Below are 12,638 nucleotides of genomic sequence, written 5' to 3'. Positions count from 1 at the left end.
GGGTAGGTCTCCGGGTGGAGGGCCGGTGCGGGGGTCGAGGGGCAGCCGGCCGGGCACCCGGCGCCCGCGGCCCGGCGCACTCCGTACGCCTCCCGCCGCGCGCCCGGACCGCCCGTCCGGCCCGGAGGGCCGAGAGCACCGTGCCCTGGCTGCGGGTCGCCGCCGCCTACGCCTGGCGCCTCATCCTCGTCGGCGTCGTCGTCTACGGCGTCTTCAGCGTCCTCGGCCGCTTCCAGCTCATCGCCGTGGCCCTGTTCCTGGGCCTGGTCATCACCTCGGTCCTGCGCCCCCTGACCGACCTGCTGAACCGCTTCCTGCCCAGAGCGCTGTGCGTCGCCGTCGCCCTGGTCGGCAGCCTGCTGCTCCTGTTCGCCCTGCTGGCGCTCGTGGGCAACGCGGTGGCGGGGGAGTCGGCGAAGCTCGCGGGCGAGTTCGGCGGCGGTATCCACCGGATCGAGCAGTGGCTCCAGCGCCCGCCGTTCCGGCTCAGCCAGAGCAGACTGGCCGACCTCCAGCATCAGGTCCTGTCCTACCTGTCCGCCCATCGCGCCGGGCTCCTCAGCAGCGCGCTCAGCGGCTTCGGCAGACTCGTCGAACTGGTCACGGCGGGTGCCCTCGCGGTCTTCTCCTCCGTCTTCTTCATCCACTCCGGCGAGAACCTGTGGCGATGGGCGCGCGACGAGCTGCTGCCCAGTGGGGCCCGGCCGGTATGGGACAGGGCCGGGCACGCCGCCTGGCGGACGTTCGCCGGATACACACGCGGCATCATCATCGTGGCGGCCACCAACGCCGTGCTCGTCGGCGTCGTCCTGCTGGTACTGCGCGTACCGCTGGCGCTGCCGCTGACACTGCTGGAGTTCTTCGCCACGTTCGTGCCGCTGATCGGCTCACCGGTCGCGCTCGGCGTGGCCACGGTGGTCGCCCTCGCGGGGCGCGGCCCGCTCACCGCGGCGGCCGTGCTCGCCCTCATCGTCGTCATCGGCCAGCTCGAAGGACATGTGCTGCATCCCGTGGTCATGAGCTGGGCGGTGCGCCTGCACCCGCTCGTCGTCGCCGTCTCCGTCATCGCGGGCGGCATCGTCGCGGGCGTGATCGGCGCCGTGGTCGCCGTCCCGTTCGTCTCCGTCACCTGGGCGGTGCTGCGCGCGGTGCGCAGCGCCCCGCCCTGACGTCCCTCCACCGCTCGCGGCGGCGGGACTTTTCGGTGGCGGCAGACGGGGCACGCGTTCGTCGTACGACCCCCGAGCGGAGGGACGGTGCCGCCATGGCCGAGTACGAACGTTCACGCACGATGCCCGCCCTGCCCGAGCAGGTCTTCGACCGGGCCGCCGACGTCGGACGGTTCGACGCCTGGCTGCCCGGTGAACTGCACGTGCACGCGGAGGAACCCCCCGCCGTCACGGTGCACGAGGACCAGGGCGACCGGGACACCGCCGCCCAGCTGCGCACCGAGCGGGACCAGATGCGGATCGAGTGGGGCACCCGCGAGCAGGGCGGCTACGCGGGCTGGCTCCAGGTCGCCGGCATCGGCAGCGGGGCCAGTGAGGTGACCGTCCACCTGTCGTTCTTCGACGACCGCCACGATCCGGGCGAGCGTGCCGCCTGCGACGCACTCGACAGCAGCCTGCGCCGCCTGGAGCAGCAGGTACGGCTCGGCACCGAGCACACGAGCGGCTGACCGCCCCCGACCGGTCCGCGCCCCACGGCCGGCTCCTCCCACGGGACTGACGAGCCGTCACCCACCGCCGGCCTCCGTCGGCTCGCCCCGCGACTCCGGGCTGCTTCCGGCCGAAGCCGTGCCCTACGGCGTGTCGTGCGGACGTCCGCCGGCACTGGGAGACGATGGGCGGGCGTCGACACCCACGAGGTCGGGCTGGGGACGGAGAGGCCAGGTGGAGCAGCAGGTCACGGGGCAGAGAGCGGGCCGGGAGACCGGTGCGGACACCCACGGTGCCGGCCCGGCCGGCCATGGCGGGACCGGTCACGGCCTGAGCGGGCACGACCGGCCGGTGAGCGATGCCCGGCGGCGGATTCCCCGCACGGATGCCGTTCTGCGGGACCCGCGCCTGGTGGACGCGGCGGCCCGGTTCGGACCGGGTCCGGTGAAGACCGCGGTCCGGCAGGCGCAGGAGCGGGCACGCCGGGACGCCATCGCACCCGAGCAGGTGGCGGACACCGCCGTGGCGCTGCTGCCGCGGGGGCTCGGCGGGCTGCGCCCGGTGATCAACGCGACCGGGGTCCTGCTGCACACCAACCTCGGCCGCGCCGCCCTGTCCGCGGCGGCCCGGCAGGCGGTGCAGGACGCCGCCGGGCCCACGGACGTCGAGCTCGACCTCCGTACCGGTGCCCGGGCCCGCCGGGGCCGCACCGCCCTGGACGCACTGCGCGGCCGGGTGCCGTCCGCCGCCGCGGCCCATGTCGTCAACAACGGCGCCGCCGCGCTCGTCCTCGCCGCCACCGCGCTCGCCGCCGGGCGGGAGATCGTCGTCAGCCGCGGCGAGCTGGTGGAGATCGGGGACGGCTTCCGACTGCCGGACCTGCTGGTCTCCACCGGTGCCCGGCTCCGCGAGGTCGGCACCACGAACCGTACGACCGTCCGGGACTACGCCGACGCGATCGGTCCCGACACGGCGTTCGTCCTGAAGGTCCACCCCTCCAACTTCCGCATCACGGGCTTCACCCGGTCCGCCGGTATCCGCGACCTGTCGGCGCTGGGCGTACCGGTGGTGGCCGACATCGGCTCCGGACTGCTCGCCCCCCATCCGCTGCTGCCCGACGAGCCCGACGCCGGGAACCAGCTGAGGTCCGGCGCGGCCCTGGTGACGGCGAGCGGCGACAAACTGCTCGGCGGCCCCCAGTGCGGACTGCTGCTCGGCGACGCGGAACTCCTGCGCGTCCTCACCCGGCACCCCCTGGCCCGCGCCCTGCGGGTGGACAAGCTCACCCTGGCCGCGCTGGAGGCGACCCTGACGGGCCCCCGGACCCCGACGGCCGAGTTCCTGACCGCCGACGCCGCCGGGCTCATGCGGCGGGCCGAGCACCTCGCCGCCGAGCTGGGCGCCGCCGGGGTCGAGGACGTCCGGGCCGTCTCCGGGACCGCCACCGTCGGTGGCGGCGGGGCGCCCGGCGTGACGCTGCCCAGCGCCGCGCTGTCCCTGCCGGAGCCGTACGCCGCCGTCCTGCGCACCGGGGAGGTGCCCGTGGTGGGGCGCCTGGATGCCGGGCGGTGCCTGCTGGACCTGCGCGCGGTGCCGCCGCGGGACGACGAACGCCTCGCCGAGGCCGTGCGCTCGGCGGCGGGAGAGTGAGGCGCCGTGCGCGTGCTGGCCACCGCGGGGCATGTCGACCACGGCAAGTCCGCCCTGGTACGGGCCCTGACCGGGATGGAACCCGACCGCTACGAGGAGGAGCGGCGCCGCGGGCTCACCCTCGACCTCGGCTTCGTGTGGACGCCGCCGGACGCCGACGGCGAACGTCTCGCCTTCGTCGACGTACCCGGCCACGAGCGGTTCGTGGCCACCATGCTGGCCGGAGTCGGCCCCGTGCCGGCCGTGCTGTTCGTGGTCGCCGCCGACCAGGGCTGGCAGCCGCAGTCCGAGGAGCACCTCGCGATCCTCGACGCGCTCGGTGTACGGCACGCGGTGCTCGCCGTGACCCGGAGCGACCTGGCGGACCCCGAGCCGGTGCGCGCCGAGGGCGTCGAGCGGCTGGCCAGGACCTCGCTCGGCACCGTGCCGTCCGTAGCGGTGAGCGCGGTGACCGGCGCCGGACTCGACCGGCTGCGCACCGAACTGGCCCGGACGGCCCGCGCGCTGCCCGTGCCGCCCGCCGACGCGGACGTACGGCTGTGGCTGGACCGCGCCTTCACCGTGCGCGGCCACGGCACCGTCGTGACCGGCACGCTCGGCGCGGGCACCCTGCGCGTCGGCGACCGGCTGGTGAGCGGGGGCGACGCGCACACGCTGAGGGTGCGCGGACTCCAGTGCCTGCGACAGGACCACAGCGCCGTCAGCGGGGTGGCGCGGGTCGCGGTCAACGTACACGGCCCCCTCGCCGGGCGACTTCGGCGCGGGAAGGTGCTGCTGGCGCCGGACCGCTGGCTGTTCACCGACCGGATCGACGTCCGCGTCGCCGGCGCGCCGGCCGGCGAACTGCCCCGCGGCGTCGCCCTGCACATCGGCACGGCGGCCGTCGCGGCGGACGTCCGCCCCCTCGGCGAGGACACCGCCCGGCTGGCCCTGCGCTCCCCGCTGCCCCTGCGCGTCGGGGACCGGGCCGTCCTGCGCGAACCCGGCGGCGGACGCGGACCCCGCGGGGTGAGCGTGCTCGACGTGTGCCCGCCGGAGCTGACCCGGCGGGGCGCCGGCCGGGCCAGGGCCGAAGTACTGGCCGCGATGACGGACCGCCCCGACGGAGCGGCGGAGCTGCGGCGCCGCGGACTCGTCCGCCGCTCCCACCTGCTGGCCATGGGCATCCCGCTGCCTGCCGAACCGGTCACCGGGGACTGGCTGGCCGACGAGGCCCACTGGGCGCGGCTGCGCGAGCGGCTGGCCGCCGCGGTCGCCGAGCACGCGCGCCTGCATCCCTTGGAGCCGGGGCTGCCGGCCGAGGCGGCCCGGCACCTGCTGGACCTGCCCGACCGGGCCCTGGTGGACGCCCTCGCCGCGGCACCGGGCGAGCCGCGCCTGCTGCGACGCGAAGGGCGCCTGTACCGGCCGGGCAGCGCCGGTCCCACCCTGCCGCCGCCGGTCCGGGCGGCCGTCGACGCGGTGCGGCGCGAGCTGGAGGCGGCACCGTTCCGCGCACCCGAGGCCGACCGCCTCACCGGACTGGGACTCGACCGCAGAGCCGTGGCCGCGGCGGTCTCCGCCGGCGCGCTGCTGCGCGTCGGCGAGGGCATCGTGCTGCTGCCGGGGGCGGACACCGAGGCGGCGGCGGTACTTTCCCGCCTGCCGCAGCCGTTCACCCTCAGCGAGGCGCGCAAGGCACTCGGCACGACCCGCAGGGTCGCCGTGCCACTGCTGGAGTTCCTCGACGCCCGCGGTCACACGGAGCGAGTCGACGACCGGCACAGACGCTGCCGGCCGCGGGCCGTCGGGCAGAACCGTTGACCGGCGCGACGGCGAGCGCGGATCGGCCCGAACCGGCCGGCGGTGGGCGTGCTCGCCCGACTGGTCAGTCGAGGATTCCGGCCCTGCGGGCCGCGGCAAGCCAGTCCGGAAACTCGCCCATCAACCGGTCGTACAGCTCCGCGTCCGACATCCGCTTCGGGGCGCGGCCCGCGGGGAAGAAGCCGGCGTTGTCGACGACCCGCTTCTTCGGCACCTCGAGCACGTCGAGCTTGCGGAGGAAGTCGAACCGGCCGGGGCCGAAGCCGATGAACTGCCAGAACAGGGGCAGCTTCGCCGCCCTGCACAGCATCTGCTCGGTGGCCCGCCGGGAGTCGGGCGCGCCGTCGGTCTGGAAGATGACGAAGGCGGGGTCGGTGCTGGCGGAGTCGAGGTAGTGGTCGATGACTTCGTCCATGGCCGCCGCGTAGTTGGTGGTGCCCATGCGGCCGAGCGCTTTGTGGTGCCGGTCGATGCTGCCCTGGTAGTCGTCGACGCTGATGTCGACGGCGGGGTGGGCGTCGCTGTCGAAGAAGACCGTGGGGATGATGCCGTCGTCGTCGAGCTGGGCGGACAGGCCCAGGGCCCGCTCCGCGAGGTGCTGCACGCTGCCGTTGCGGTAGTAGTGGCTCATACTGCGGGACCGGTCGAGGACCAGGTAGACGGCCGCCCGCTGCCCCGTCAGCCGGTTCTTCTCCAGGGAGACCGCGGCGGCCTTGGTGAGGTCGACCAGGCCGGCGGGAAGCTTGTCGAAGTTGATCGGCATCAGGGGCTCCTCGGACGCCGTCGGCAGGGGGAGTCGGGGGCGCGGCCTACTGCGGGGCCTGCTGGTGCGGCTCCGTGGACCGGCGCAGTGGCCTGCGGAAGATCAGGAACGCGGAGCACTGGTTCCTCTGGTCGTGGCTGAAGTTGGCGTGGTCGAGCTGCCAGCCGAGTGCTTCGACGGCTTCGATCTGCTCGGCGACATCGGAGAGCGAGCCGGACGTGCTGTCCTGCAGGACACCTTGGTTGACACGGCAGACGAACACGGTGCGGCCTTCGTCGACGGCGCGCTGTGCGTCTTCCCGGACCGTGTCGGCCTGAGCGTCCTTGATCCACCCCATGGTGATACCCGCCTCCCCTTTTCGACCGCCGATGTGGCGGTCGGTGCATGCACCGTAGCGGTCTGCTCGGTGCCGCGGGAAACGGGGTGGCGGTTCTGTGCGCGAGGTGGCCTTGGCAAGCGGGAGGCCGCCGTTCGGCCGAGGTCCCGGCGGGGCACCCGTCTGCGCCGGCAGGGGCTCTGCTAGAAGCGGAGGCGGACGGGAATCGAACCCGCCTGCCCGAGATCCTCGGGCACCTCGGTTTTGAAGACCGGGAGGGCCACCAGGCACCCACACGCCTCCACCGGCCGCCACGCTACCGGAGGAGGTCTCCCGGACCACCGTGATCAGGAGCCCCAGCGTGACCGCCACCCATGAAACCCCCGTACGGCTCACCCGGTTCGCCCACGGCGGCGGCTGCGCCTGCAAGATCCCGCCGGGCGAGCTGGAGGAGGTGCTCGGCGCGCTGCCGACACCGCCGCCCGCCGCCGCGGACACCCCGTTGCTGGTCGGCCTGGCCACCGGTGACGACGCGGCCGTCGTGGCGCTGCCCGCGCGGGGCGGCGCCGCGCAGGCGGTGGTGTCCACCGCCGACTTCTTCACCCCCGTCGTCGACGACGCCTACGACTGGGGACGCATCGCCGCCGCCAACGCGCTGTCGGACGTCTACGCGATGGGCGGCCGCCCCGTCCTGGCGGTCAACCTGCTGGCCTGGCCGCGCGACGTGCTGCCCTTCGAGCTGGCCCGCGAGGTGCTGCGCGGCGGTTTCGAGGTCGCCGCCGAGGCCGGCTGCCACGTGGGCGGCGGGCACAGCGTCGACGACCCCGAACCCAAGTACGGCATGGCCGTCACCGGCCTGGCCGACCCCGCACGGCTGCTGCGCAACGACGCCGGCAGGCCCGGACTGCCCCTGACCCTGACCAAACCGCTCGGCCTGGGCGTGCTGAACAACCGGCACAAGGCCACCGGCGAGCGGTTCGAGCAGGCCGTGGCCACCATGGTGGCCCTCAACCGGGACGCCTGCGCCGCCGCCCTGGCCGCCGGGGCCTCCTGCGCCACCGACGTGACGGGCTTCGGCCTCCTGGGCCACCTGCACAAACTCGCCCGTGCCTCGGACGTGACGGCGGTGATCGACACCGCTGCCGTGCCCTACCTGGACGGTGCCCGTGAGGCCGTGCGCGAGGGCTACGTCAGCGGCGGCACCCGGCGCAACCTGGCCTGGGTGGAGCCGTTCACCGACTTCGGCGGCAGCGACGCCCACACCCGCCTCCTGCTGGCCGACGCCCAGACCTCCGGGGGCCTCCTGATCGCCGGCGAGGTCCCCGGCCACCCGGTGATCGGTGAACTCGTCCCGCGCGGGGCCCACTCGGTCGTCCTGAGGTGAGCCCCGCGCCGGCCGCCGGTGCGCGGGCTGTCGGTCAGGGCCGGGTGCCGGTGTGCTCGTCGATGCCCGCCCGCGCCCGGTAGGAGCGGACCAGTTCCACGGCGGCCGGGCCCCTGGGGCGGCGGCCCGGGCGGATGTCGACGCCGAACGCCTTGGCCTCCTGGATGTGCGAGTTGGGATCGAGGGAGAGGTGGAGCAGTTCGTTGGCGGCGTCGCCGGTGCTGTAGCCGTTCGGGCCCCAGTGGTAGGGCAGGCCCACCTGGTGCAGGGTGCGGCCGTGCACGGTCAGCGGCGGCACCCGGTCGGTGACCAGCACCCGCGCCTCGATGACGGCCCGGGCACTGACGATCGTGGCCCAGCCGGTGTGCTCCAGACCGCGCTCGGCGGCCAGTTCCGGCGACACCTCGCAGAAGAACTCCGGTTGCAGCTCCGCCAGGTACGGCAGCCAGCGCGACATGCCGCCCGCGGTGTGGTGCTCGGTGAGCCGGTAGGTGGTGGCCACGAACGGGAACACCTCCGAACCCGGCTCGTCGGCACCGGGCCCGTAGCGGTTGTCCGGGAGCGACCGCGTCACGTACCGCGCCGGATTGCGCTGCTGCCCGTACAGGAGGTTCGGGAACGGCGACTCCTGCGGCTCGTAGTGCGTCGGCAGCGGCCCGTCCGTGAGCCCGGACGGCACATACAGCCAGGCCTTGCCGTCGGCCTGCATCACGAAGGGATCGGTGCCCGACAGGGCCTCGGGGCCGGTCGCGTCCGGCGGCGGCCGGTGGTACGGGGGCTTGTCCTGGGCGAAGTCGGCGATGTCGTGGCCGGTCCACCGCGCCTCGTCCTCGTCCCACCACACCAGCGCCTTGCGCTCGCTCCACGGCCTGCCGTCGGGGTCGGCCGAGGCCCGGTTGTACAGGATCCGGCGGTTGGCGGGCCAGGCCCAGCCCCACTGGGCGGCGACCCAGTCCTGCTCCCCGCCCGGCTTGCGGCGGGCGGCCTGGTTGACGCCGTCGGCGTACACACCGCAGTAGATCCAGCAGCCGCACGCGGTGGAACCGTCCGGGTTCAGCTGCTCGTAGGACGCCAGCGGCCGGCCCTCGGCGTCGAACCCGTTGATCTCGGCGAGGACCGCCTCCGCCTCGGGCTCGGCGGTCTCGCCCTTCGTGGGGTAGTCCCAGGTCAGGTCGAGCACCGGCCGGTCCATCGGGTCGACGGAACCGGCGAGCTTGCGCCGGATGAGCCGGCCGAGGTGGAAGGTGAACCACAGGTCGCTGCGTGCCTCGCCCGCCGGTTCGACGGCCTGGTGGTGCCACTGCAGCAGCCGCTGTGTGTTGGTGAAACTGCCGTCCTTCTCGGTGTGCGCGGCGGCGGGCAGGAAGAACACCTCGGTGCGGATGTCCTCCGTGCGCAGCTCCCCGGTCTCGATCTCCGGGCCGTCCTTCCACCAGGTGGCCGACTCGATGAGGGAGAAGTCGCGTACGACCAGCCAGTCCAGGTTGGCCATGCCCAGGCGCTGCATCTTGGCGTTGGCGGAGCCCACCGAGGGGTTCTCGCCGAGCAGGAAGTAGCCCTTGCAGACACCGTCCACCTGGGTCATCACCGTCTCGTAGGTGGAGTGGGAGCCCGTGAGTCGCGGCAGGTAGTCGAAACAGAAGTCGTTGTCGGGTGTCGCCGCCTCACCCCAGTACGCCTTGAGCAGGCTCACCAGGTAGGAGCGCATGTTGCCCCAGTAGCCGTTGCGCGCCGCCTCGGCGTCTACGAAGGCGTCCAGGTCCTCGTTCCTGTGCGCGTACGGCATGGGGATGTACCCGGGCAGCAGGTTGAACAGGGTGGGGATGTCCGTGGACCCCTGGATCGACGCGTGCCCGCGCAGGGCCAGGATGCCGCCGCCAGGCCTGCCGATGTTGCCGAGCAGGGTCTGGAGCACGGCGGCCGCGCGGATGTACTGCACCCCCACGGTGTGCTGGGTCCACCCCACCGCGTAGGCGAACGCCGTGGTCCGGTCCCGTCCGGAGTTCTCCGTCACCAGCTCGCACACCTGCCGGAACAGGTCCTGCGGCACCCCGCAGATCCGTTCCACCGTCTCAGGCGTGTAGCGGGCGTAGTGCCGCTTGAGCACCTGGAACACGCACCGCGGATGGGTCATCGACTCGTCCCGCTCGGGCTCGCCCGCGCCGATGTCCGCGCCGCCCGCCCCGTGGGCCTCGCCGCGCGCGGCCTCGGTCAGCGGCCTGCCGCCGACGCGCTCCTGGTACTCCTGGTCGCGCGCGCCGGAGGCCGCCTGCACCTCGGTTCCCCGGTACTGCCAGGTGCGGTTGTCGTAGCCGCCGGTCTCGGGGTCGAAGCCGGAGAACACGCCGTCGAGGTCGTCGGTGTCCCGGAAGTCCTCGCCCAGCAGCACGGGCCCGTTGGTGTAGGCCACGACGTAGTCGCGGAAGTACTTGTCGTTGCTCAGGACGTAGTGGATGATCCCGCCGAGGAAGGCGATGTCCGAGCCGGCTCGCAGCGGCACGTGCACGTCGGCCAGCGCGCTGGTGCGCGTGAACCGCGGGTCGACGTGGACCAGTTTCGCGCCGCGGGCCTTGGCCTCCATCACCCACTGGAACCCGACCGGATGGCACTCGGCCATGTTCGAGCCCTGGATGACGATGCAGTCGGAGTTCTGGAGGTCCTGCTGGAAGGTGGTCGCGCCGCCGCGGCCGAACGAGGTTCCCAGACCGGGAACGGTGGAGGAGTGTCAAATACGGGCCTGGTTCTCGATCTGGATCGCGCCCAGCGCCGTGAAGAGCTTCTTGATCAGGTAGTTCTCCTCGTTGTCCAGCGTCGCCCCGCCCAGGCTGGCGATGCCCATCGTGCGCCGGGTGCGGGTGCCGTCGACCTCCCACTGCCAGCCCGCGCGTCGGGCCTCGATCACCCGGTCGGCGATCATGTCCATCGCCGTGTCCAGGTCGAGCCGCTCCCACCCGGTGCCGTGCGGGCGCCGGTACAGGACGTGGTGCTCACGGGCACCGCCGGTGGTGAGCTGAAGGGTGGCCGAGCCCTTGGGGCACAGCCTGCCGCGGGAGATGGGAGAGTCCGGGTCGCCCTCGATCTGGGTGACCCGCTCGTCCTGGACGTAGACGTTCTGGCCGCAGCCGACGGCGCAGTACGGACAGATCGACTTCACCACCCGGTCGGCGGAGGCGACCCGGGGAGTGAGCCGTGCGCTGGGCCCGCTCTTGGCCGCCGCCCCGCGGCCCAGGGGGTCGGTGCCCTTGAGCTGGCGGTAGACCGGCCAGGAGTCGATCCATGTGCGTACACCCATGAGGTGGATCCCCTTCGGTACTGCGCGGTCCTCCTGCGGAAGATTCTCGCCCAGCCGGACGAAGACGGCATCCTCGAACGCCACGTGCCGCCCTTCCCGTATCTGGGTTACCGGGACTCTTGCAGAAGGCCCCGGCGTTCACGCCGGGGATGAATGCGTCTCAAGACTGCTCTGACGTGCACCTTGGAGCGGGTGTTTTTGCTGCTTGATGTATTGGCGGATGATCGCCAACGGTGCTCCGCCGCCTGATGCGGAGAAGTACGAGGGCGACCACAGGTGCCCGTGCATGATGGCGCGGTTGATCTGGCCGGCGAACTCTCCCCCAGCCTTCGGCCGGGAGGTACCCCCTGCCGTATCCGGCGGGCGGAAACGCCCTTGAGGCTGTTGACCAGCTTGGAGACGGTGACCTTGGGCGGGTAGTGCACCAGGAGGTGGATGTGATCGCGTTCGCCGTTGAACTCCTTCAGCTCCGCCTCGAAGTCCTCGCACACCTTGCGCATGATCTCTTCGCAGCGCGTCAGCATCTCGTCGTTGAAGACGCCGCGCCGGTACTTGGTCACAAAGACCAAGTGCACATGCATCGCCGAGACAACGTGCCTGCCACGCCTGTAGTCGTTCTCCTGATCCACGAGACCAATCGAAGTAGGGTCGTGGTCATGCAGCTCCGCTACAACTACCGGGCCTACCCGGACGCCTCCCAGCGCCGTGCGCTGGCGCGTGCGTTCGGGTGCGCCCGCGTCGTGTGGAACGACTGCCTGCGCGACCGGAAGGAAGCGCACGCGGCAGGACTGCCGTACCCGAAGTCGGCAGATCTGTCCCGACTGCGCATCACCCAGGCCAAGCGCACCGAAGAACGCGCCTGGCTCGCCGACGTGTCGGCGGTCGTCCTGCAACAGTCCCTGCGGGACCTGGACACCGCCTACCAGAACTTCTTCGACTCGATCAAGGGCAAGCGACAGGGCCACAAGGTCGGCCCGCCCCGGTACAAGTCGAAGAAGGACACCCGGCAGTCGATCCGCCTCAACACCAACGCCTTCTCCCTGAAGGAAGACGGCACGGTGTACGTGGCCAAGGTCGGCCATCTCAAGGCCAGGTGGTCCCGTCGGCTTCCGGCGGCGCCCACGTCCCTGACTGTCACCAAGGACAGCTGTGGCCGGTACTTCCTCAGCTTCGTCGTGGACACCGAGCCGGACATCCTCCCCGAGTTGGAGACGGAGTCCGGTATCGACCTGGGCCTGTCCGCCTTCGCCGTCCTGTCCGACGGCAGCAAGATCGACAGCCCCCGCTTCCTGCGCCGGGCCGAGAAGAAGCTCAAGCGCCTTCAGCGGGAGCTGTCCCGCAAGGTGAAGGGATCGAAGAACCGGGCCAAGGCCCGTATCAAGGTCGCTCGCCAGCACGCCAGGGTGGCGGACCGGCGCCGGGACTGGCACCACAAGGCTTCCACACAGATCATTCGCGACAATCAAGCGGTGTACGTGGAAGACCTCGCGGTGTCCGGCCTCGGGCGCACCCGACTCGCCAAGTCCGTGCACGACGCGGGATGGTCCGCGTTCGTCGGCATGCTGGAGTACAAGGCGGTCAAGCACGGCCGCACCTTCGCCAAGGTGAACCGGACCTTCCCGTCCTCTCAGATCTGCTCGGCCTGCGGATTCAGGGACGGACCCAAGCCCCTGCACGTCCGGGAGTGGACGTGCGGCCAGTGTGCCACCGTGCACGACCGTGACCACAACGCAGCACGCAACGTCCTCTTCGAAGGACGCCGAATCGTCGCC

9 protein-coding genes, 1 tRNA gene and 1 pseudogene are annotated in these 12,638 nt (G+C 72.6%); 6 read left to right on the top strand and 5 right to left on the bottom strand.

Features of this window, described 5'->3' with window-relative positions; all coding sequences use genetic code 11:
- Nucleotides 1-14 precede the first annotated feature (14 nt).
- From ACTYVM_RS34145 to ACTYVM_RS34130, 4 genes are all read left to right on the top strand, one after another.
- On the top strand, nucleotides 15-1,169 hold the full coding sequence (locus ACTYVM_RS34145; RefSeq protein WP_445529666.1) for an AI-2E family transporter: 1,155 nt from the start codon (nucleotides 15-17) through the stop codon (nucleotides 1,167-1,169).
- Between the two features lie 95 nt (nucleotides 1,170-1,264).
- Nucleotides 1,265-1,678, top strand: a complete 414-nt coding sequence (locus ACTYVM_RS34140) for an SRPBCC family protein (RefSeq protein WP_445529664.1) — start codon at nucleotides 1,265-1,267, stop codon at nucleotides 1,676-1,678.
- A 331-nt stretch (nucleotides 1,679-2,009) separates the two neighbouring features.
- Nucleotides 2,010-3,308 carry an L-seryl-tRNA(Sec) selenium transferase gene (gene selA / locus ACTYVM_RS34135; RefSeq protein ID WP_445529665.1) on the top strand — a complete coding sequence of 433 codons (1,299 nt, stop codon included), beginning with the start codon at nucleotides 2,010-2,012 and terminating at the stop codon, nucleotides 3,306-3,308.
- Nucleotides 3,309-3,314: 6 nt separating this feature from the next.
- Nucleotides 3,315-5,111, top strand: a complete 1,797-nt coding sequence (locus ACTYVM_RS34130; protein WP_445529663.1) for a SelB domain-containing protein — start codon at nucleotides 3,315-3,317, stop codon at nucleotides 5,109-5,111.
- 64 nt (nucleotides 5,112-5,175) lie between these two features.
- On the opposite strand, the gene ACTYVM_RS34125 is transcribed toward ACTYVM_RS34130, so the two are convergent.
- From ACTYVM_RS34125 to ACTYVM_RS34115, 3 genes are all read right to left on the bottom strand, one after another.
- On the bottom strand, nucleotides 5,176-5,874 hold the full coding sequence (locus ACTYVM_RS34125) for a vWA domain-containing protein (RefSeq protein WP_445529662.1): 699 nt from the start codon (nucleotides 5,872-5,874) through the stop codon (nucleotides 5,176-5,178).
- Nucleotides 5,875-5,920: 46 nt separating this feature from the next.
- Nucleotides 5,921-6,211: a hypothetical protein gene (locus tag ACTYVM_RS34120; protein ID WP_445529661.1), complete on the bottom strand. Its 291-nt coding sequence runs from the start codon at nucleotides 6,209-6,211 to the stop codon at nucleotides 5,921-5,923.
- 188 nt (nucleotides 6,212-6,399) lie between these two features.
- Nucleotides 6,400-6,493 (bottom strand) — tRNA-Sec (locus ACTYVM_RS34115).
- 58 nt (nucleotides 6,494-6,551) lie between these two features.
- On the opposite strand from ACTYVM_RS34115, the gene selD reads away from it, so the two are divergent.
- Entirely contained in the window at nucleotides 6,552-7,574 is a 1,023-nt protein-coding gene (gene selD / locus ACTYVM_RS34110) for a selenide, water dikinase SelD (RefSeq protein ID WP_445529660.1), read from the top strand.
- Between the two features lie 34 nt (nucleotides 7,575-7,608).
- Here the strand turns inward: selD and fdh are convergent, their stop codons facing one another.
- Nucleotides 7,609-10,866, bottom strand: coding sequence for a formate dehydrogenase (gene fdh / locus ACTYVM_RS34105; protein WP_445529659.1), 3,258 nt, complete (start codon nucleotides 10,864-10,866; stop codon nucleotides 7,609-7,611).
- Between the two features lie 138 nt (nucleotides 10,867-11,004).
- A pseudogene (gene tnpA / locus ACTYVM_RS34100) lies at nucleotides 11,005-11,447 on the bottom strand (IS200/IS605 family transposase).
- Nucleotides 11,448-11,522: 75 nt separating this feature from the next.
- Here tnpA and ACTYVM_RS34095 point away from each other — a divergent pair.
- Nucleotides 11,523-12,638: RNA-guided endonuclease InsQ/TnpB family protein (locus ACTYVM_RS34095; RefSeq protein WP_445529122.1), on the top strand; the 1,116-nt coding region annotated here is incomplete at its 3' end.

It is taken from the genome of Streptomyces cyslabdanicus, from assembly GCF_052663305.1.
The sequence above is the reverse complement of the archived record's forward strand: the minus strand, read 5'-3'. Positions and strand labels throughout refer to the sequence as shown.

Coding starts and splice junctions, on each gene's coding strand:
- ACTYVM_RS34140 (WP_445529664.1), top strand. CDS start 1,265: ATGGCCGAGTACGAACGTTCACGCACGATGCCCGCCCTGCCCGAGCAG.
- ACTYVM_RS34125 (WP_445529662.1), bottom strand. CDS start 5,874: ATGCCGATCAACTTCGACAAGCTTCCCGCCGGCCTGGTCGACCTCACC.
- ACTYVM_RS34120 (WP_445529661.1), bottom strand. CDS start 6,211: ATGGGGTGGATCAAGGACGCTCAGGCCGACACGGTCCGGGAAGACGCA.